Genomic DNA, 18,254 nt, shown 5'->3' with positions numbered 1-18,254 from the left:
TATTAGGAATGGACACGACCGTCCAGATTGCCTTGGATGAGTTCCTAAGCTACGTTATTCCAGTTCTATGCACAAGAGTAATTTTATCAATAAATGATCAAATAATACATTTTGCGGATTTAGAACCTTTACGCCTCAGAGAACTCCAGCAGTTCTTATCCCGGGCATCATATGCTTTTGCAGCTCTTTGTGTGAAATACCTCTCCGACTAGCAACCAGCATGAGCCCGGAAAGGTTTACTGTCCGTTCCCTTGCAGGATTGCGTCCAGTTCTTTGAAAACGTCATCGATGTCTTGTTCTCCATCGATATTAGAAAGCACATTTTTAGCATTATAAAATGCTAGCAGCGGTGCTGTTTGAGTCATATTTACTTCCAGACGATTCTTTACAGTTTCGGGATTATCGTCCTCGCGCTGATAAAGTTCGCCACCATCTTTATCACAAACACCTTCGACCTTTGGCGGGTGGAATTGTAAGTGATAAGACGTTCCGCATACTTTACAAATACGGCGACCCGTTAATCTTTTAACGAGTTCATCCGGATTCACTTCAATATTCAGAACGTGCTCGATTTTTCGGCCCATGTCCTCTAAAAGTGCATCTAACGCTTCTGCTTGAGGAACCGTTCGCGGGAATCCATCGAGAAGGAATCCTTTATCGCAATCTGGTTTGCTCAGTCGTTCACGCACGATGCCGATCGTTACTTCATCAGGAACTAAAGCTCCTTGATCCATATACGATTTCGCTTTTATACCGAGTTCTGTACCTTCAGAAATAGCGGCACGGAACATATCGCCTGTAGAAATATGAGGGGTCTCGTACTTTTCAACAATACTGTCTGCCTGTGTGCCTTTTCCGGCACCCGGCAAGCCCATTACTATGATATTCATACGGTTTAGCCTCCAAATCTATTTCATAAAGCCTTTATAATGTCTTTTTACAAGTTGTGATTCAAGTTGTTTCATCGTTTCAAGTGCGACACCTACAACGATTAGTAAACTCGTTCCCCCAATTTGCAAAGACTGCGGCAGATTAGCTACATTGATGAAAATGATAGGCATTACTGCAACTAACGAAAGGAAGATTGCCCCAACAAACGTTAGTCTATACAAAGTGCTTGTTAAATAACGCTCTGTATCATGACCTGGACGAATGCCCGGAATGTATGCTCCTTGCTTTTTCAAATTATCTGCGACATTTTCAGGATTAACCTGGATGAATGCGTAGAAATAAGTAAATGCAATAATGAGGCCTACATAGATAACCATCCCTACCGGATTAGTATAGTCGAATATATTAATTATTGTCGACGTTACTTTGCTTTCCCCGAAAAATGATGCAATTGATTGTGGTGTGATGAAAAACGCCACTGCAAAAATTACTGGGATAACACCCGCTGCGTTTAGTTTCAATGGCATATGCGTTTGTTGACCCGCTGTAGTTTGACCACGGCCTGTCGCACGCTTTGCATATTGAACCGGAATTTTACGCAATGCTTCTTGTACGTAAATAACTCCGACTGTTACCGCAACAATAACGAGAAGCAATAAAACCATAATCGCTAACTTTATGAATAATGCGTCACCCGCATCTTGAATTTGTGTTGCATACAACTGGTTTGCTGCAGTTGGGATCCCGGCGACGATTCCAGCGAAGATGATGATGGAAATACCATTTCCAACGCCTCTCTCTGTAATCTTTTCACCGAGCCATAATAGGAATGCAGTTCCAGCTGTCAGAACGATTGCAATCACTACGTAGGTTGCAATACCTTCGTCTTTTATGAGCGTTCCACCATACATTCTGTTAAAACCGAATGACATTGCGATTGCTTGAATAAAGGCTAGCACAATTGTGAAGTATCTCGTGAACTGTGCAAGTTTACGTCTTCCGACGTCCCCTTCTTTCGCCCACTCTGTAAACTTTGGTACGACATCCATCTGCAATAATTGCATGATGATGGAAGCTGTGATGTAAGGCATAATTCCCATTGCTAAAATGGAGAAGTTCGCCAAAGCACCACCGCCGAAAATATTAAGAAACCCGATTAAACTGTGATCTGATTGTTGCAAAGCAGTCGCATCGACGTTTGGCACAGGAATAAATGCACCAAGTCTGAATGCGATCAATACCAGCAACGTAAAAAAGATTTTATTTCTTATATTTCGAACGCGCATAAAGTTAGAGATTGTCTCAAACATTAAATCACCTCGGTATGTCCGCCGGCTTTTTCGATAGCTTCCTTAGCAGCAGCAGAGAATTTGTGGGCCTTAACTGTAATCTTTTTCTCAAGTGTTCCATTGCCTAGAATCTTGATTCCTGATTTAGTTTTGCTGACAATACCCGACTCAAGTAACATTTCGGGTGTTACTACTGTGCCTTCATCAAATAGGTTAAGTTTATCGATATTTACTACTGTATAGTCTTTACGGTTGATGTTTGTAAAACCGCGCTTAGGAAGTCGTTGGAATAATGGTGTTTGACCACCTTCAAATCCTAGACGTGTACCACCGCCGGAACGAGCATTTTGACCTTTATGCCCTTTACCAGAAGTTTTCCCAAAGCCAGATCCGATGCCGCGTCCAATACGTTTCCGTGATTTACGAGCACCTACAGCTGGTTTCATTTCATGTAAGTTCATTTCATTGGCACCTCCTTAATAAGAAAAACGGGATTATAGTTCTTTAACTTCAACCAGGTGGGATACTACGTTGACCATGCCACGAATTGCAACATTGTCTTCATGTTCAACCGTCTGATTAATTTTGTTTAGCCCTAAAGCTTCTACTGTTTTACGCTGTGCCGGTTTTGAACCGATCACGCTCTTTTTAAGGGTGATTTCGAGTTTGTTCGCCATTGTCTTTCCCCCCTTAACCTAACAGTTCTTCTACAGTTTTTCCGCGCAATTTTGCTACATCTTCTGCACGTTTCAAATTCTCTAGTCCTGAAATTGTTGCACGAACCATGTTGATCGGCGTGCTTGAACCAAGTGATTTTGAAAGAATATCTGTAATACCAGCTAGTTCGAGTACAGCACGGACAGGTCCGCCTGCGATAACTCCTGTACCAGGTGCAGCAGGTTTAATTAGAACTTGACCTGCACCAAAGCGTCCGAGAACTTCGTGCGGAGTTGTACCTCTAACCATTGGTACAAAAATTAGGTTTTTCTTAGCATCTTCAATTGCTTTACGGATAGCCTCTGGAACTTCCTGTGCTTTCCCAGTTCCAAATCCGACTCGACCGTTTTTGTCGCCGACTACTACAAGAGCAGTAAAGCGGAAACGACGTCCACCTTTTACAACTTTAGCAACACGGTTAATCGTAACTACGCGTTCTTCAAATTCACTTTTATTCTGATCATTACGACGCATTAAATATGTCCCTCCTTTTAATTAAAATTCCAGACCATTCTCACGTGCTGAGTCAGCAAGAGCTTTCACACGGCCGTGAAATAGGTAACCGCCACGGTCGAATACAACCGATTTGACGTTTTTCTCTCCGGCTTTATTCGCGATTATCTCGCCAACTTTAGCAGCAGCTTCAGTGTCCGCTTTAGACTCGAGACCAAAATCTTTGTCCATCGTCGATGCGCTAGCAATCGTTACTCCGTTCACATCATCGATCAATTGAGCATAAATATGCTTATTTGAACGATAAACGTTTAAACGAGGACGCGCTGCAGTACCGCTAATTTTCGTACGTACGCGATAATGACGTTTTTTACGGACAGCGTTTCTATCATTTTTCGTAATCATCGTGGTCACTCCTTCCAAATACCTATGCGGTATTATTTACCTGTTTTACCTTCTTTACTACGTACCTTTTCGCCTTGGTAACGGATTCCTTTGCCTTTATAAGGCTCAGGCGGGCGTACTTGACGAATTTTAGATGCAAGAGCACCAACGCGTTCTTTATCAATACCAGTTATTTTAACTTTTGTATTTTCAGGAACTTCGATTTGTACACCATCTTCCGGTGTAAATTCAACCGGGTGTGAATAACCGACGTTAAGAACTAGTTTGTTTCCTTGAAGTTGTGCACGGTAACCTACCCCAACAAGTTCAAGTGAACGTTCGAATCCTTTTGAAACGCCTGTAATCATATTATCAAGAAGTGAACGTGTCGTTCCATGGATAGAACGGTGTTGTTTAGATTCAGATGGACGAATTAACGTAATAACGTTGCCTTCTTTTTCGATCTGAATATCTTGGTTAAATTTATTAGTAAGTTCGCCTTTTGGTCCTTTAACTGTAACAACATTACCTTCTGAAAGTGTAACTGTTACTTGTTCAGGTACTTCAATCGGCTTTTTTCCTATACGGGACATTCAATTGCACCTCCATTCAATTGTTGCGTATTACCAGATGTAAGCTACGACTTCTCCGCCTACTTGTTTAGCGCGTGCTTCCTTATCAGTAAGAACGCCATGTGATGTAGACACGAGGGCGATACCTAAACCATTCAATACTTTAGGAACTTCATTTGTTTTTGCATAAACACGAAGTCCTGGTTTTGAAATACGTTTTAGACCAGTAATAACACGCTCGTCGTTTTGACCATATTTAAGGAAGATTCGGATGATGCCTTGTTTGTTGTCTTTAACAAATTCAACATCACGGACGAAACCTTCACGTTTTAGGATTTCAGCAATTTCTCTTTTCATGTTTGATGCAGGTACCTCAAGCTTCTCGTGACGAACCATGTTCGCGTTACGGATGCGAGTAAGCATATCTGCGACCGGATCACTCATTGTCATTCCATTGACCTCCTTCCCATATTTGGGGATTACCAGCTTGCTTTTTTAACGCCTGGAATTTGTCCTTTGTACGCTAATTCGCGGAAACAAATACGGCAAAGCATGAATTTACGATATACAGAGTGCGGACGTCCACAACGTTTACAACGCGTGTACTCTTGCACTTTAAATTTAGGTGTACGTTTTTGTTTTGCAATCATTGATTTTTTAGCCATGATTTCGCCTCCCTCTTATTTACTTCTGGAATGGCATGCCGAACTGCTTAAGCAACTCGTGTGCTTCTTCATCTGAATTAGCAGTTGTTACGATGTTAATGTCCATACCACGAATTTTAGATACTTTATCATATTCGATTTCAGGGAAGATCAATTGCTCTTTTACACCAAGCGTATAGTTTCCACGACCGTCGAATGCTCTTTTTGAAACACCGCGGAAGTCACGAACACGTGGCAATGAAACGGAAATCAATTTATCTAGGAACTCATACATGCGTTCACCGCGTAATGTAACTTTTGTTCCAATAGGCATTCCTTCACGTAGACGGAATCCTGCGATAGATTTCTTCGCTTTTGTGATAACTGGTTTTTGACCAGAGATAATCGCTAAATCTTCCACTGCCGCATCTAGTGCTTTCGTATTTTGAACAGCATCGCCAACACCCATGTTGATTACGATTTTGTCCACTTTAGGAACTTGCATCACTGATGTATATTCAAACTTGCTCATTAGAGCAGGTGTAACTTCGTTAATAAACTTCTCTTTAAAACGGCTCATCTATTGGACCTCCTTTCAACCGCTACTTAGTTATCCAGTACTGCACCGGATTTTTTAGCAACACGAACTTTTTTGCCATCTTCAATCTTGTACCCTACACGAGTTGGCTCGTTAGTTTTAGGGTCGATTAGCATGACGTTTGAAACATGGATCGCTGCCTCTATGCTCATTATTCCGCCTTGAGGATTTTCCTGGTTAGGTTTCGTGTGTTTCTTAACGATGTTTGCACCTTCAACAATCACACGGTCCTTCTTAGGAAAAGCTGCTAGGATCACGCCGGTCTTACCTTTGTCTTTCCCGGATATGACCATAACTTTATCGCCTTTTTTTACATGCATTCTGTCGCACCTCCTGTTTTGCACTGTCATGTTAATTAAAGTACTTCTGGAGCAAGAGAAATAATTCTCATGAAGTTGCTATCGCGAAGTTCGCGAGCAACAGGTCCAAAAATACGTGTTCCACGTGGGCTCTTGTCGTCCCGGATGATCACGCATGCGTTCTCATCAAAAGTTATATATGATCCGTCGTTACGACGAACGCCGGTTTTCGAACGCACGATAACAGCCTTGACGACTTCGCCTTTCTTAACAACGCCACCTGGTGTTGCTTTTTTCACTGTACAGACAACGATGTCACCGATATTGGCTACTTTGCGACCTGTACCACCAAGTACTTTAATTGTAAGAACTTCACGAGCGCCTGAGTTATCGGCGACTTTCATACGACTTTCCTGTTGAATCATTGAGGCTACCTCCCCTCGGATTTCAGTATCCGATATCTATTAAATAACGATTGCTTTCTTGACGATTTCAGTTAGGCGGAAATGTTTTGATTTCGAAAGCGGACGCGTTTCCGCAATGCGAACGATATCTCCTATTTTCGCTTCGTTCAACTCGTCATGAACTTTATGCTTTTTAGAATACTTCACACGTTTACCGTATAAGGTATGCTTCTTTTGTGTTTCGACCAACACAGTGATCGTTTTATCCATTTTGTCAGAAACGACGCGCCCTGTATATACCTTGCGCTCATTACGCTCAGTCATAGTTGGAACCTCCTTCATCAGTTATTTGCACTGATTTCTCTTTGACGTATTACAGTTTTCATGCGCGCAATCGATTTACGAACTTGACCGATGCGTGCAGTGTTTTCTAATTGACCAGTCGCCAATTGGAAGCGAAGGTTGAAAAGCTCTTCTTTCAGTGATTTCACTTGTTGCTCAATCTCTGCAGTTGTTAAGTCACGGATTTCTTTAGCTTTCATTAGATTCACCACCAATTTCTTCACGTTTTACAAACTTACTCTTAATAGGAAGCTTGTGAGATGCAAGACGAAGCGCTTCACGAGCTACCTCTTCATCGACACCTGCAATTTCAAACATGATTCTACCAGGTTTAACAACTGCTACCCAGCCTTCAACAGCACCCTTACCGGAACCCATCCGAACTTCAAGAGGCTTTTTTGTATATGGTTTGTGTGGGAAAATATTAATCCAAACTTTCCCTCCACGTTTCATGTAACGTGTCATTGCAATACGCGCTGCTTCAATTTGACGGTTTGTGATCCATGATGCTTCAAGAGCTTGAAGACCATACTCGCCAAATTCAACAGTTGCTCCACCTTTTGTAGTTCCACGCATGCTGCCGCGGAATACACTACGATATTTAACTCGTTTAGGCATTAACATATTAGTTGCCTCCTTCCTCAGAGTTCTTCTTTCTCGCTGGAAGGACTTCTCCTCTGTAAATCCATACTTTTACGCCAAGCTTACCGAATGTTGTATCAGCTTCTGCATGAGCGTAGTCAATGTCTGCACGTAAAGTATGAAGAGGAACAGTACCTTCACTATAATGTTCTGCACGAGCGATGTCCGCACCGCCAAGACGTCCAGAAACTTGTGTTTTAATCCCTTTCGCACCAGCGCGAAGTGTACGTTGAATTGCTTGTTTTTGCACACGACGGAATGAAACACGGCCTTCTAATTGACGTGCAATGTTTTCTGCTACTAATTTCGCGTCAAGATCTGCACGTTTGATTTCGATGATGTTGATGTGTACGCGTTTGCCTGTAATCGCATTTAATTGTTTACGGAGAGCTTCGACCTCGGAGCCACCTTTACCAATTACCATTCCAGGTTTCGCAGTGTGAATAGAAATGTTTACACGCTTTGCAGCACGCTCGATTTCTACTTTAGAAACAGATGCATCCACTAGATGCTTGTCAATATACTCACGAATTTTCAAGTCTTCATGCAATAATGTTGCGTAGTCTTTTTCAGCGTACCATTTTGACTCCCAGTCACGTATGATACCGACACGCAAACCATTAGGATGTATTTTTTGACCCACGAATTATCCCTCCTTCTTCTCTGCTACCACGACAGTGATGTGGCTTGTGCGTTTGTTGATAGCACTTGCGCGTCCCTGTGCACGTGGGCGGAAACGTTTCAATGTCGGTCCTTCATCAACGAATACTTCGCTAACAATTAAGTTCTCGACATCCATTTCATAGTTATGTTCAGCGTTTGCGACGGCTGAATTTAATACTTTTTCTACAGCTGGAGATGCCGCTCTCGGCGTCAGACGTAGAATTGCCACAGCTTCACCGATTTTCTTACCTCTGATAAGATCAACCACTAGACGAACTTTACGAGGAGCAATACGGACTGTGCGGGCAGTAGCTTTAGCTTGTTGCATCAGATTTACCTCCTCTCAATTAACGACCTGTTTTCTTATCGTCGCCACCGTGATTTCTAAATGTACGTGTCGGTGCAAACTCACCTAGTTTATGACCAACCATATCTTCAGTAACGTATACTGGTACGTGTTTACGACCATCGTATACTGCAATCGTCATTCCGATGAAAGACGGGAAAATTGTTGAACGTCTTGACCATGTTCTAATTACTTGTTTTTTCTCTGAACCTTTTTGCGCTTCGACTTTCTTTAAAAGATGATCGTCTGCAAAAGGTCCTTTTTTCAAGCTTCGGCCCATGTCAGAACCTCCCTCCTTGATTTGACTACGGCCCAATAATTGAACCGCAGTGATTCTAACTTACTTCTTGCGACGACGAACAATATGTTTGTCAGAAGCGTTGTTTTTCTTACGCGTTTTGTAACCAAGCGTTGGTTTGCCCCATGGTGTAAGTGGTGATGGCATACCGATTCCAGTACGTCCTTCTCCTCCACCGTGCGGGTGATCGTTCGGGTTCATTGCGGATCCACGTACTGCCGGGCGTTTACCCATCCAGCGTGAACGTCCTGCTTTACCGATGTTGATAAGTTCGTGTTGTTCGTTTCCAACTTGACCGATTGTTGCGCGGCAAGCAGAAAGGATCATGCGCACTTCACCGGATTGAAGACGAATAATGACATATTTACCTTCACGTCCTAGAAGTTGTGCAGATGTACCAGCTGAACGTACGAGTTGACCGCCTTTTCCAGGTTTCATTTCAATGTTGTGGATTGTTGAACCCATTGGAATGTTTTCAAGCGGCAGTGCGTTACCTACTTTAGCGTCAACATCTGGACCTGACATAATTGTCATTCCAACTTGAAGACCTTTTGGAGCAAGGATGTAACGTTTTTCTCCATCAGCATAGTTAATTAAAGCGATATTCGCAGAACGGTTCGGATCGTATTCGATCGTAGCAACGCGTCCTGGTATGCCATCTTTCCGACGTTGGAAATCGATGACACGGTATTGGCGTTTATGGCCGCCACCTTGGTGACGAACAGTAGTCCTACCTGTATTGTTACGTCCGCCTGACCGTTTAACCGGCGCTAGCAATGATTTTTCTGGCTTATCCGTAGTAATTGCGGAGAAATCAGATGAAGTCATATTACGACGTCCATTAGAAGTAGGTTTGTATTTTTTAATCACCTTGTTTTCCCTCCTTCGTATAATTCGTGTTACTTAATAGTAGAAACTTATAGTTCGAATAGTTCGATGTCGTTTGAGTCCTCAGTTAACGTAACAATCGCTTTACGGCGTTTGTTTGTATAACCAGCGTGTTTACCCATACGTTTGAACTTGCCTTTATAGTTTTGTACGTTTACTTTTTCTACTTTCACTCCGAAGATTTCTTCAACAGCTTGCTTAACTTGTGTTTTGTTAGCGCGCGTGTCGACATCGAAAGTGTATTTTTTAAACTCCATTTGATCAGAAGTACGCTCGGTAATGACCGGACGTTTTAAGATATCACGTGCTTCCATTAACCAAGCACCTCCTCAATTTTTTCTACTGCTGCTTTAGTTACGACGAATTTCTCGTGCGCAACGATGTCAAGAACATTGATGCTGCTTGCAGTTACAACACTGATTCCAGGAATGTTACGAGCGGACAATGCCACCGTCTCATCAAGGTCTGCAGTGACAACCAATGCTTTTTTGTCGATTGAAAGATCTTTCAATACTTGTACAAACTCTTTTGTTTTTGGTGCATCAAATGACAATTCGTCAAGAACGATAATGTTCTCTTCGCGTACTTTTGATGAAAGTGCAGATAAAAGAGCGATTCTGCGAACTTTTCTTGGTAATTTGTATGCGTAGCTTCTTGGTGTTGGACCAAATACGACACCGCCTCCACGCCATTGTGGGGAACGGATTGACCCTTGACGCGCACGGCCTGTTCCTTTTTGACGCCATGGCTTGCGTCCACCGCCAGCAACTTCAGAACGGTTTTTAACTTTGTGGTTACCTTGGCGTAGTGATGCACGCTGTTGGACCAATGCTTCAAACAAAATCGCTTCGTTCGGCTCGATTCCGAAAATCGCATCGTTTAATTCGATTTCGCCAACTGAAGAACCTGTTTGACTTAAAACGGATACTTTTGTCATTCCAACTTCCTCCTTCCTTTATTAATTAGTTCCCTTTAATCGCGCTTTTCACTTGAATAAGAGATTTACGTGATCCTGGAACGTTACCTTTAATTAGTAGCAAGTTGCGCTCAGCGTCAACTCTAACAATTTCAAGGTTTTGAATTGTTACTGTTTGATTTCCCATACGTCCTGGTAGTTTCTTACCTTTGAAGACACGTTGAGCGTCTACAGATCCGATTGAACCTGGTGAACGGTGGAAACGTGATCCATGAGACATGGAACCAATTGAATATCCGTGGCGCTTAATAACACCTTGGAAACCTTTACCTTTTGATGTACCTACAACATCGACGATATCGCCCTCTGCGAATGTATCGACTTTGACTTCCTGACCAACCTCGTGTGCGTTAACGTCCAAACCACGAAATTCGCGGATGAAGCGCTTAGGCGTTGTATCAGCTTTCGCAACGTGCCCTTTTTCAGGTTTGTTCGATAGCTTGTCTCTTTTATCGTTAAATCCTAGTTGGATTGCTTCATAGCCGTCCGTTTCTGCAGTCTTCTTTTGAAGAACAACGTTTGGAGTAGCTTCAATCACTGTTACTGGGATCAGATCACCGTTTTCAGCAAAAATTTGCGTCATGCCGATTTTTTTCCCTAAGATTCCTTTGGTCATTCGTCACACCTCCTGTAATATAATAAATTTGTTCTATCGATTATAATTTCTATTATAATTTGATTTCAATGTCTACGCCTGATGGTAAATCGAGTTTCATTAACGCGTCGACAGTTTGCGGTGTCGGGTTAACAATATCGATCAGACGTTTATGCGTGCGCATTTCAAACTGCTCACGTGAATCCTTGTTAACGTGTACTGAACGAAGAATCGTGTAAACAGATCTTTCTGTCGGTAGCGGTATCGGACCCGATACACTTGCTCCAGAACGTTTTGCTGTTTCGACAATCTTTTCAGCAGATTGATCAAGGATACTGTGATCATATGCTTTTAAACGAATACGAATCTTTTGTTTTGCCATTACTTTCCCTCCCTTTCGCCTAATTAATAGACATTCTCCACGAAAATTTCCCACACACGCGCCATGGCAATGCGGCCGGGTGTGTCGGCAACCTCTCGCTTCATCGCAGTCAAAGAGCAACATTCAACATTATACACAAGGAAAAAGAATTTCGCAAGTGTTTTAACGAAATTCTTTTCAATGCTTTTATTATTATAGTCGCTTTGATAACTAGATGCAATAACCTAGCAATTAGTCGGAAAAGTTACTAAGCTCAATCTAGCAACATTACCGCAATCCAACCGAATACTAATAACGGAATACTGAAGTGAATAAAGGTTGGAACACAAGAGTCCCATATGTGGTTGTGTTGTCCGTCCGCATCTAGTCCCGCTGTCGGTCCTAACGTCGAGTCGGATGCAGGTGAACCGGCGTCTCCAAGCGCGGCTGCCGTCCCTACAAGCGCAATGATAGCCATTGTACTGAAACCGAAAGCGATACTTAATGGGACGAAGATGGACGCAATGATCGGAATCGTGGCAAATGAGGAACCGATGCCCATCGTCACTATTAAACCAACGAGCAGCATTAAGAGTGCTGCCAATCCTTTATTATCTCCTAACATTTCACTTGTACGCTCTACAAGTAAAGCAACATGGCCTGTTTCATTAAGAACCGCAGCAAATCCGTTCGCAGCAATCATAACGAATCCGACGAAAGCCATCATCTTCATGCCGTCGTTTAATAGATCATCTGCTTCCTTCCATTTTAATGCTCCAGTTATATATAAGATACCGATTCCGGTAACAGCTCCTGCAATCATGGATTGCGTCGGTATTTGTACAGCAAGTGTACCGATCAAGGCAATTACAGTAAATACGAGATTACGAGTTTTAATTTCTACAATGTTCTCGGACACTTCGATTTGTCGGTTTTCGTACTCTCTCGGTTTTCGGTACGAAATGAATATCGCGATTAACAAACCGATAACAAGTCCTAACACTGGAATAACCATCGCTTTCGGAATATCCGACATATTAATTGTCAGACCAGCGAGTTTCATTTGAGTTGCTAATATTTCATGGAAAATGAACCCGAACCCATACGGTAAAATCATATACGGCACGGTCAACCCGAACGTTAAGACAGAAGCGATCAATCGACGATCGATTTTCAACATATTCAAGACGTGTAAAATCGGCGGAACTAATAATGGGATGAATGCGATATGAATCGGTATTAGGTTTTGCGAGAACATCGCCATTAGAAGCAGGATTAAGATGACCAAAACTTTCCCAAGCGCTGTACGATCTTCTTCTCCGTCTTTCTTTACGATTTTCAACATTCCATTGACGAGCAACTGCGGAATCCCGGTTTGCGAAATCGCAACAGCAAATCCACCTAAAAGGGCGTAGCTTAATGCAATATTGGCACCGGCCCCGAGGCCCCCTGAAAACGACTCTATTGTCGCCTCAAACGTAAGACCGCCCGTTAGGCCCCCCGCGATTGCACCCACAACCAACGCAAGCACTACATTCACTCGAATTAAACTTAAAAACAACATAACTACTACTGCAATAAGAACTGCATTCATATATTTCACTCCTTAGAGATTTCATTCTGCTAAAGTACTAAAGTTCACTGTCCTAATTTAACAAAATACTCTTAGTCTGTCAATAAACAAATTTTAACAACCTTACCAGAGGAGTATAACGACTAAAATGCTGACCATTGCGATCAATATCTTCAGACAAACGACTAATACCGCAACGCAGGCGTCTAAAGAAGCTATATGTTTATTCCCGCACTAGGATTTCGCACAACTTTGTTACCTGATCGCCGCCCGTTGTTCCCGTAACGGATGTGTTTATTCCCGTAGCTCGCTTGTTTATTCCCGTATTGTGATTTTGCACAACTTTGTTACCGGATCGCAGCTCGTTGTTCCCGTAACGGGAGGTGTTTATTCCAGTAACTTGCTCGAAGCTACCAATGACGCCACAACGCAAAAAAACTCCCGCCACGTCTGGCAGGAGTTTTTCATATTAGTATAAATTATTTTTGGATTGAAGCAACTACGCCTGATCCAACAGTACGTCCACCCTCACGGATAGAGAAACGCGTACCTTCTTCAAGAGCGATCGGAGAAATAAGTTCAACTTTCATTTCTACGTTATCGCCAGGCATAACCATTTCTACGCCTTCAGGAAGTTCGATTACACCCGTTACGTCAGTTGTACGGAAGTAGAACTGAGGACGGTAGTTTGAGAAGAATGGAGTGTGACGTCCACCCTCTTCTTTTGATAGAACATAAACTTCAGAAGTGAAGCTCGTGTGTGGAACGATTGAACCTGGTTTAGCAAGTACTTGTCCACGTTGGATATCTTCACGTGCTACTCCACGAAGAAGAGCTCCGATGTTGTCGCCAGCTTCTGCATAGTCAAGAAGCTTACGGAACATTTCTACACCTGTAACAGTTGTAGATTTAGCTTCTTCAACAATACCGATGATGTCAACAGTATCGCCTACTTTAACTTGTCCACGCTCAACACGTCCAGTTGCAACTGTACCACGACCTGTGATTGAGAACACGTCCTCAACAGGCATCATGAATGGTTTGTCAGTTTGACGTGGTGGTGTTGGGATGTACTCGTCAACAGCAGCCATTAGTTCCATAACTTTATCTTCGTATGCTTCGTCGCCTTCTAGTGCTTTAAGCGCTGAACCTTGGATAACAGGAATGTCATCGCCAGGGAAGTCATACTCAGAAAGAAGATCACGGATCTCCATTTCAACTAGCTCAAGAAGTTCTTCGTCGTCAACCATATCACATTTGTTCATGAATACTACTAAGTAAGGAACACCTACGTTACGTGAAAGTAGAATGTGCTCACGTGTTTGTGGCATTGGGCCGTCAGCTGCAGAAACAACTAGGATTCCGCCGTCCATTTGTGCTGCACCAGTGATCATGTTCTTAACGTAGTCCGCGTGACCTGGGCAGTCAACGTGCGCGTAGTGACGGTTTTCAGTTTCGTACTCGATGTGAGACGTGTTAATCGTGATTCCACGCTCTTTTTCTTCTGGTGCGTTATCAACTTGGTCATATGACTGAGCTGTTCCACCTAGTCTTTTCGCAAGAACTGTTGCGATTGCAGCTGTTAGTGTTGTTTTACCATGGTCAACGTGACCAATTGTTCCAATGTTCGCATGCGTTTTGGAACGATCGAATTTTTCTTTACCCATTATGGAAAGCCTCCTTAAAATATAAACATTTAATAGTTTTTATAGCTATTGTAGCAATAAAGCTACAACAGCTTAGTGCATATAAATTATTTATACTAGAATCAACAGCGAATTACAATTATTCGCCTTTATTCTTTTTAATAATTTCTTCTGAAACTGACTTCGGAACTTCTTCATAGTGATCAAACACCATTGAGAAGACGCCGCGTCCTTGTGTGTTAGAACGAAGTGCTGTTGCATAACCGAACATTTCAGCAAGTGGAACCATTGCAGCAACAACTTGTGCATTACCGCGCGCTTCCATTCCTTCAACGCGACCACGGCGTGATGTAATATCACCCATGATATCTCCCATGTACTCTTCAGGAATAATGACATCAACTTTCATCATTGGCTCAAGAAGAACCGGGTTGACTTTTGAAGCTGCGTTTTTAAGTGCCATAGAACCGGCAATTTTAAACGCCATCTCGTTGGAGTCAACGTCATGGTAAGAACCGTCGAAAAGACGTGCTTTAATGTCAATCAGTGGATATCCTGCAACTACACCATTTTCTAGCGCATCACGGATACCTGCTTCAACAGAACCGATGTATTCACGTGGAACAGATCCTCCGACAATATTGTCGATAAATTCGAAACCTGCACCCTCTTCGTTTGGTGAGAATTCAACCCAAACGTGTCCATATTGTCCACGTCCACCTGATTGACGGACGAACTTACCTTCGATTTCCGCAGATTGACGGAAAGTTTCACGGTAAGATACTTGTGGAGCACCAACGTTTGCAGCAACGTTAAACTCACGACGCATACGGTCAACGAGTACGTCTAGGTGAAGTTCACCCATACCTGCAATAATAACTTCGCCAGTTTCCTCATCAGTATGAGCATGGAAAGTTGGATCTTCTTCTTGTAGCTTAACTAAAGCTTGACCCATTTTATCTTGGTCCGCTTTTGTTTTTGGTTCAATTGCAACTGAGATAACTGGTTCTGGGAAATCCATAGATTCGAGAATAACCGGAGCTTTCTCGTCACATAGCGTGTCACCTGTACCTGTATCTTTTAATCCGACTGCAGCTGCAATGTCTCCGGAATGCACTTCAGAAATCTCTTCACGGGAATCGGCATGCATTTGCAGAATACGTCCTACACGCTCACGCTTACCTTTAGAAGTGTTCTGAACATACGATCCAGATTTTAGCGTCCCGGAATATACACGGAAGAATGTAAGTTTCCCTACATATGGATCCGTCATAACTTTAAACGCAAGAGCCGAGAACGGGCCGTTGTCGTCTGCAGGACGTGTAACTTCCTCTTCGTCGTCAGGATTGATACCTGTCATCGGAGGGATGTCAATTGGTGATGGAAGGTAGTCGATAACTGCGTCAAGGACGAGTTGAACACCTTTGTTTTTGAACGCAGTTCCACATACGACAGGATAAAACTCTACGTTTAGTGTCGCTTTACGAATTGCTTCTTTAATTTCAGCTACAGATAGCTCTTCGCCGTTCAAATATTTTTCCATCAATTCTTCATCGAACTCAGAAATCGCTTCAATTAGTTTTTCACGATATTCTTCTGCCTTTGCAACATGTTCTTCAGGGATATCACGGACTTCAACGTCCATGCCAGTGTCATCGCCATAGAAAGTTGCTTTCATTTCGATTAAGTCGATAATCGCTTCAAATTGATCTTCCGCGCCAATCGGTAACTGGATCGGGTGTGCGTTTGCACCTAGACGATCATGGAGTGTACTTAGTGCGTAAAGGAAATCCGCACCTGTTTTGTCCATTTTGTTAACGAATACTAAACGTGGAACTTGATAGTTTGTAGCTTGTCTCCAAACCGTTTCAGTTTGTGGTTCAACACCTGATTGTGCATCAAGAACAGTTACCGCGCCATCAAGTACGCGTAAAGAACGTTCAACTTCAACAGTGAAGTCTACGTGTCCCGGTGTATCGATGATGTTTACGCGGTGACCTTTCCATTGAGCTGTCGTAGCGGCAGACGTGATTGTAATTCCACGCTCTTGCTCTTGCTCCATCCAGTCCATTTGAGATGCACCTTCATGCGTTTCACCAAGTTTATGAATACGACCTGTGTAATAAAGGATACGCTCAGTTGTCGTTGTTTTACCCGCGTCAATGTGAGCCATGATTCCAATGTTACGAGTATTCTCTAAGGAGAACTCTCTTTCCATGCTGTTTATCTCCTTCCGTGGATTAGACTTTTAATACTGTCCGATCTTACCAGCGGTAGTGAGCGAATGCTTTGTTCGCTTCTGCCATTTTGTGCAATTCTTCACGTCTTCTGACGGATGCACCTGTGTTGTTAGACGCATCTAGGATTTCATTCGCAAGACGCTCTTCCATTGTTTTCTCACCGCGTTGACGGGAGTAGTTTACGAAATAGCGCAGACCTAGAGTTGTACGACGCTCTGGACGCACTTCAACTGGAACTTGGTAGTTCGCTCCACCGACACGGCGTGCACGAACCTCTAGTACTGGCATAACATTTTCTAGTGCTGCTTCAAATACTTCCAATGGATCTTTCCCTGAACGTTCTCTAACAAGTTCGAACGCACCATAGAGGATTTTTTGAGAAGTACCTTTCTTTCCATCAACCATCATTGAGTTAATAAGACGTGAAACCAGTTTCGAGTTGTAAATCGGATCTGGTAGTACATCACGTTTAGCTACTGGACCTTTACGAGGCATATTGTTTTCCTCCTTTCGATTTCGATAAGTTACTTATATTTTTACTTCTTAGCTTTTGGCTTTTTAGCTCCATACATTGAGCGGCTTTGCATACGGCCAGTAACACCAGCTGTATCAAGTGCACCACGTACGATATGGTAACGAACACCCGGTAAGTCTTTCACACGTCCACCGCGAATAAGTACAACGCTGTGTTCTTGCAAGTTATGACCTTCACCTGGGATATAAGCGTTAACTTCTAGAGTGTTAGTCAAACGAACACGAGCATATTTACGAAGTGCCGAGTTCGGCTTCTTCGGTGTCATTGTACCAACACGCGTACAAACACCTCGTTTTTGTGGTGAGTTTACGTTTGTCATCGACTTTTTAAAGCTGTTATAGCTTTTTCCTAGTGCCGGTGATTTTGATCCAGCAACCTTCGTTTTACGGGGTTTGCGGACTAATTGGTTAATTGTAGGCATCGATTTTGTCCTCCTCTCAAATGTAAATTTGTAAGACCACACATCCAGGTGGTTCATTTTTGGGGTAAAAACAAAGTCTTTATGCTTTCTTGATGCATAAAAACGGTTATCCAGTAATCGCAACGACGGCTGTACCGACTTCAATACCGCATGATTCTCCAAGTTTTTTCCTTGAATCGACATAAGATATCGGAATGCGATGCAGTTCGGCTTCCTCCACTACTGGAGCAATCAGTCGCGTCTCAGAATCCTGAGCGATAATGATCTCTATAACTTTACCTGCACGAATTGCTTTTACTGTTTGCTTTATACCGATGATTGTTTTCTGTGCCTGGGCTACTTTTTCATAAGACATTTACATATCCTCCAAAGTACAGACATATTACTATCAACCTTTTGTATATTATCATCTAAATTTGAATATGTCAACAAGAATTAAAAGATACGGGGGGATTATTTTCGGCTCCCCCCGTAAAT

General features: G+C 42.7%; 29 protein-coding genes. All 29 read right to left on the bottom strand.

What is annotated here, in order from left to right; genetic code table 11:
• Positions 1–236: 236 nt before the first annotated feature.
• Positions 237–890, bottom strand: a complete 654-nt coding sequence (locus G8782_RS08655) for an adenylate kinase (protein ID WP_172370547.1) — start codon at positions 888–890, stop codon at positions 237–239.
• Positions 891–908: 18 nt separating this feature from the next.
• Complete coding sequence (gene secY / locus G8782_RS08650; protein WP_172370546.1) at positions 909–2,201, bottom strand: preprotein translocase subunit SecY; 1,293 nt, start codon at positions 2,199–2,201, stop codon at positions 909–911.
• The gene (gene rplO / locus G8782_RS08645; RefSeq protein ID WP_172370545.1) at positions 2,201–2,641 is read right to left on the bottom strand and encodes a 50S ribosomal protein L15; all 441 of its coding nucleotides are present in this window, start codon (positions 2,639–2,641) and stop codon (positions 2,201–2,203) included. Before rplO ends, secY begins: the two co-directional genes overlap by 1 nt.
• Positions 2,642–2,674: 33 nt before the next feature.
• Positions 2,675–2,857, bottom strand: a complete 183-nt coding sequence (gene rpmD, locus G8782_RS08640; RefSeq protein ID WP_172370544.1) for a 50S ribosomal protein L30 — start codon at positions 2,855–2,857, stop codon at positions 2,675–2,677.
• A 13-nt stretch (positions 2,858–2,870) separates the two neighbouring features.
• Positions 2,871–3,371, bottom strand: a complete 501-nt coding sequence (gene rpsE, locus G8782_RS08635; protein ID WP_172370543.1) for a 30S ribosomal protein S5 — start codon at positions 3,369–3,371, stop codon at positions 2,871–2,873.
• Positions 3,372–3,392: 21 nt separating this feature from the next.
• Positions 3,393–3,755, bottom strand: coding sequence for a 50S ribosomal protein L18 (gene rplR / locus G8782_RS08630; RefSeq protein WP_172370542.1), 363 nt, complete (start codon positions 3,753–3,755; stop codon positions 3,393–3,395).
• 32 nt (positions 3,756–3,787) lie between these two features.
• Positions 3,788–4,327: a 50S ribosomal protein L6 gene (rplF, locus tag G8782_RS08625; protein ID WP_172370541.1), complete on the bottom strand. Its 540-nt coding sequence runs from the start codon at positions 4,325–4,327 to the stop codon at positions 3,788–3,790.
• A 30-nt stretch (positions 4,328–4,357) separates the two neighbouring features.
• Positions 4,358–4,756, bottom strand: a complete 399-nt coding sequence (rpsH, locus tag G8782_RS08620; RefSeq protein ID WP_172370540.1) for a 30S ribosomal protein S8 — start codon at positions 4,754–4,756, stop codon at positions 4,358–4,360.
• Between the two features lie 29 nt (positions 4,757–4,785).
• Positions 4,786–4,971, bottom strand: a complete 186-nt coding sequence (locus G8782_RS08615; protein WP_172370539.1) for a type Z 30S ribosomal protein S14 — start codon at positions 4,969–4,971, stop codon at positions 4,786–4,788.
• Between the two features lie 19 nt (positions 4,972–4,990).
• Complete coding sequence (gene rplE / locus G8782_RS08610; protein WP_172370538.1) at positions 4,991–5,530, bottom strand: 50S ribosomal protein L5; 540 nt, start codon at positions 5,528–5,530, stop codon at positions 4,991–4,993.
• A gap of 26 nt (positions 5,531–5,556) precedes the next feature.
• Positions 5,557–5,868 carry a 50S ribosomal protein L24 gene (gene rplX, locus G8782_RS08605; RefSeq protein WP_172370537.1) on the bottom strand — a complete coding sequence of 104 codons (312 nt, stop codon included), beginning with the start codon at positions 5,866–5,868 and terminating at the stop codon, positions 5,557–5,559.
• Positions 5,869–5,903: 35 nt separating this feature from the next.
• Positions 5,904–6,272, bottom strand: coding sequence for a 50S ribosomal protein L14 (gene rplN, locus G8782_RS08600; protein ID WP_172370536.1), 369 nt, complete (start codon positions 6,270–6,272; stop codon positions 5,904–5,906).
• Between the two features lie 39 nt (positions 6,273–6,311).
• Positions 6,312–6,575, bottom strand: coding sequence for a 30S ribosomal protein S17 (rpsQ, locus tag G8782_RS08595; RefSeq protein WP_172370535.1), 264 nt, complete (start codon positions 6,573–6,575; stop codon positions 6,312–6,314).
• Positions 6,576–6,592: 17 nt separating this feature from the next.
• Positions 6,593–6,793, bottom strand: coding sequence for a 50S ribosomal protein L29 (rpmC, locus tag G8782_RS08590; protein WP_172370534.1), 201 nt, complete (start codon positions 6,791–6,793; stop codon positions 6,593–6,595).
• The gene (rplP, locus tag G8782_RS08585) at positions 6,783–7,217 is read right to left on the bottom strand and encodes a 50S ribosomal protein L16 (protein ID WP_172370533.1); all 435 of its coding nucleotides are present in this window, start codon (positions 7,215–7,217) and stop codon (positions 6,783–6,785) included. The genes rpmC and rplP overlap by 11 nt, the downstream gene beginning before the upstream one ends.
• Position 7,218: 1 nt before the next feature.
• A complete protein-coding gene (rpsC, locus tag G8782_RS08580) occupies positions 7,219–7,878 on the bottom strand; it encodes a 30S ribosomal protein S3 (protein WP_172370532.1) in 660 nt (219 codons plus the stop codon).
• A gap of 3 nt (positions 7,879–7,881) precedes the next feature.
• Positions 7,882–8,226, bottom strand: a complete 345-nt coding sequence (gene rplV / locus G8782_RS08575; protein ID WP_172370531.1) for a 50S ribosomal protein L22 — start codon at positions 8,224–8,226, stop codon at positions 7,882–7,884.
• Between the two features lie 19 nt (positions 8,227–8,245).
• The gene (rpsS, locus tag G8782_RS08570; RefSeq protein WP_172370530.1) at positions 8,246–8,524 is read right to left on the bottom strand and encodes a 30S ribosomal protein S19; all 279 of its coding nucleotides are present in this window, start codon (positions 8,522–8,524) and stop codon (positions 8,246–8,248) included.
• Between the two features lie 60 nt (positions 8,525–8,584).
• Positions 8,585–9,412 (bottom strand): 50S ribosomal protein L2, encoded by an 828-nt coding sequence (gene rplB, locus G8782_RS08565; protein WP_343035017.1) that lies wholly within the window; start codon positions 9,410–9,412, stop codon positions 8,585–8,587.
• A 47-nt stretch (positions 9,413–9,459) separates the two neighbouring features.
• Positions 9,460–9,744, bottom strand: a complete 285-nt coding sequence (gene rplW / locus G8782_RS08560) for a 50S ribosomal protein L23 (protein WP_172370529.1) — start codon at positions 9,742–9,744, stop codon at positions 9,460–9,462.
• Positions 9,744–10,367 carry a 50S ribosomal protein L4 gene (gene rplD / locus G8782_RS08555; RefSeq protein WP_172370528.1) on the bottom strand — a complete coding sequence of 208 codons (624 nt, stop codon included), beginning with the start codon at positions 10,365–10,367 and terminating at the stop codon, positions 9,744–9,746. The genes rplW and rplD overlap by 1 nt, the downstream gene beginning before the upstream one ends.
• Positions 10,368–10,392: 25 nt before the next feature.
• On the bottom strand, positions 10,393–11,022 hold the full coding sequence (gene rplC / locus G8782_RS08550; RefSeq protein ID WP_172370527.1) for a 50S ribosomal protein L3: 630 nt from the start codon (positions 11,020–11,022) through the stop codon (positions 10,393–10,395).
• 52 nt (positions 11,023–11,074) lie between these two features.
• Positions 11,075–11,383, bottom strand: coding sequence for a 30S ribosomal protein S10 (gene rpsJ, locus G8782_RS08545; protein ID WP_172370526.1), 309 nt, complete (start codon positions 11,381–11,383; stop codon positions 11,075–11,077).
• Between the two features lie 253 nt (positions 11,384–11,636).
• Positions 11,637–12,956 carry a Na+/H+ antiporter family protein gene (locus tag G8782_RS08540; RefSeq protein ID WP_172370525.1) on the bottom strand — a complete coding sequence of 440 codons (1,320 nt, stop codon included), beginning with the start codon at positions 12,954–12,956 and terminating at the stop codon, positions 11,637–11,639.
• A gap of 458 nt (positions 12,957–13,414) precedes the next feature.
• The gene (gene tuf / locus G8782_RS08535; RefSeq protein WP_172370524.1) at positions 13,415–14,602 is read right to left on the bottom strand and encodes an elongation factor Tu; all 1,188 of its coding nucleotides are present in this window, start codon (positions 14,600–14,602) and stop codon (positions 13,415–13,417) included.
• A gap of 118 nt (positions 14,603–14,720) precedes the next feature.
• Positions 14,721–16,799, bottom strand: a complete 2,079-nt coding sequence (fusA, locus tag G8782_RS08530; protein ID WP_172370523.1) for an elongation factor G — start codon at positions 16,797–16,799, stop codon at positions 14,721–14,723.
• A gap of 46 nt (positions 16,800–16,845) precedes the next feature.
• Positions 16,846–17,316, bottom strand: a complete 471-nt coding sequence (gene rpsG / locus G8782_RS08525; protein ID WP_172370522.1) for a 30S ribosomal protein S7 — start codon at positions 17,314–17,316, stop codon at positions 16,846–16,848.
• A gap of 41 nt (positions 17,317–17,357) precedes the next feature.
• Positions 17,358–17,777, bottom strand: a complete 420-nt coding sequence (gene rpsL, locus G8782_RS08520; RefSeq protein WP_172370521.1) for a 30S ribosomal protein S12 — start codon at positions 17,775–17,777, stop codon at positions 17,358–17,360.
• Between the two features lie 106 nt (positions 17,778–17,883).
• Positions 17,884–18,132 (bottom strand): ribosomal L7Ae/L30e/S12e/Gadd45 family protein, encoded by a 249-nt coding sequence (locus G8782_RS08515; protein WP_172370520.1) that lies wholly within the window; start codon positions 18,130–18,132, stop codon positions 17,884–17,886.
• Between the last annotated feature and the right edge of the window lie 122 nt (positions 18,133–18,254).

The organism is Sporosarcina jiandibaonis (assembly GCF_013184495.1).
GTDB classification, from domain to species: domain Bacteria; phylum Bacillota; class Bacilli; order Bacillales_A; family Planococcaceae; genus Sporosarcina; species Sporosarcina jiandibaonis.
Note: the sequence above shows the minus strand (reverse complement) of the source record. Positions and strands in the feature narration are given on the sequence as shown.

Excerpts from the sequence above, each read along its gene's own strand:
- rpsJ (WP_172370526.1), bottom strand. The coding sequence starts at position 11,383 with ATGGCAAAACAAAAGATTCGTATTCGTTTAAAAGCATATGATCACAGT.
- rplN (WP_172370536.1), bottom strand. The coding sequence starts at position 6,272 with ATGATTCAACAGGAAAGTCGTATGAAAGTCGCCGATAACTCAGGCGCT.
- rpmD (WP_172370544.1), bottom strand. The coding sequence starts at position 2,857 with ATGGCGAACAAACTCGAAATCACCCTTAAAAAGAGCGTGATCGGTTCA.
- rplC (WP_172370527.1), bottom strand. The coding sequence starts at position 11,022 with ATGACCAAAGGAATCTTAGGGAAAAAAATCGGCATGACGCAAATTTTT.
- rplE (WP_172370538.1), bottom strand. The coding sequence starts at position 5,530 with ATGAGCCGTTTTAAAGAGAAGTTTATTAACGAAGTTACACCTGCTCTA.
- rplP (WP_172370533.1), bottom strand. The coding sequence starts at position 7,217 with ATGTTAATGCCTAAACGAGTTAAATATCGTAGTGTATTCCGCGGCAGC.
- rpsG (WP_172370522.1), bottom strand. The coding sequence starts at position 17,316 with ATGCCTCGTAAAGGTCCAGTAGCTAAACGTGATGTACTACCAGATCCG.
- rpsL (WP_172370521.1), bottom strand. The coding sequence starts at position 17,777 with ATGCCTACAATTAACCAATTAGTCCGCAAACCCCGTAAAACGAAGGTT.
- tuf (WP_172370524.1), bottom strand. The coding sequence starts at position 14,602 with ATGGGTAAAGAAAAATTCGATCGTTCCAAAACGCATGCGAACATTGGA.
- rplF (WP_172370541.1), bottom strand. The coding sequence starts at position 4,327 with ATGTCCCGTATAGGAAAAAAGCCGATTGAAGTACCTGAACAAGTAACA.
- G8782_RS08615 (WP_172370539.1), bottom strand. The coding sequence starts at position 4,971 with ATGGCTAAAAAATCAATGATTGCAAAACAAAAACGTACACCTAAATTT.
- G8782_RS08515 (WP_172370520.1), bottom strand. The coding sequence starts at position 18,132 with ATGTCTTATGAAAAAGTAGCCCAGGCACAGAAAACAATCATCGGTATA.
- rplD (WP_172370528.1), bottom strand. The coding sequence starts at position 10,367 with ATGACAAAAGTATCCGTTTTAAGTCAAACAGGTTCTTCAGTTGGCGAA.
- G8782_RS08540 (WP_172370525.1), bottom strand. The coding sequence starts at position 12,956 with ATGAATGCAGTTCTTATTGCAGTAGTAGTTATGTTGTTTTTAAGTTTA.
- rplV (WP_172370531.1), bottom strand. The coding sequence starts at position 8,226 with ATGCAACAAGCTAAAGCTACTGCCCGCACAGTCCGTATTGCTCCTCGT.
- rpsS (WP_172370530.1), bottom strand. The coding sequence starts at position 8,524 with ATGGGCCGAAGCTTGAAAAAAGGACCTTTTGCAGACGATCATCTTTTA.
- rplX (WP_172370537.1), bottom strand. The coding sequence starts at position 5,868 with ATGCATGTAAAAAAAGGCGATAAAGTTATGGTCATATCCGGGAAAGAC.
- fusA (WP_172370523.1), bottom strand. The coding sequence starts at position 16,799 with ATGGAAAGAGAGTTCTCCTTAGAGAATACTCGTAACATTGGAATCATG.
- G8782_RS08655 (WP_172370547.1), bottom strand. The coding sequence starts at position 890 with ATGAATATCATAGTAATGGGCTTGCCGGGTGCCGGAAAAGGCACACAG.
- rplO (WP_172370545.1), bottom strand. The coding sequence starts at position 2,641 with ATGAACTTACATGAAATGAAACCAGCTGTAGGTGCTCGTAAATCACGG.
- rpmC (WP_172370534.1), bottom strand. The coding sequence starts at position 6,793 with ATGAAAGCTAAAGAAATCCGTGACTTAACAACTGCAGAGATTGAGCAA.
- rpsE (WP_172370543.1), bottom strand. The coding sequence starts at position 3,371 with ATGCGTCGTAATGATCAGAATAAAAGTGAATTTGAAGAACGCGTAGTT.
- rpsH (WP_172370540.1), bottom strand. The coding sequence starts at position 4,756 with ATGACAATGAGTGATCCGGTCGCAGATATGCTTACTCGCATCCGTAAC.
- rpsQ (WP_172370535.1), bottom strand. The coding sequence starts at position 6,575 with ATGACTGAGCGTAATGAGCGCAAGGTATATACAGGGCGCGTCGTTTCT.
- secY (WP_172370546.1), bottom strand. The coding sequence starts at position 2,201 with ATGTTTGAGACAATCTCTAACTTTATGCGCGTTCGAAATATAAGAAAT.
- rplW (WP_172370529.1), bottom strand. The coding sequence starts at position 9,744 with ATGGAAGCACGTGATATCTTAAAACGTCCGGTCATTACCGAGCGTACT.
- rplR (WP_172370542.1), bottom strand. The coding sequence starts at position 3,755 with ATGATTACGAAAAATGATAGAAACGCTGTCCGTAAAAAACGTCATTAT.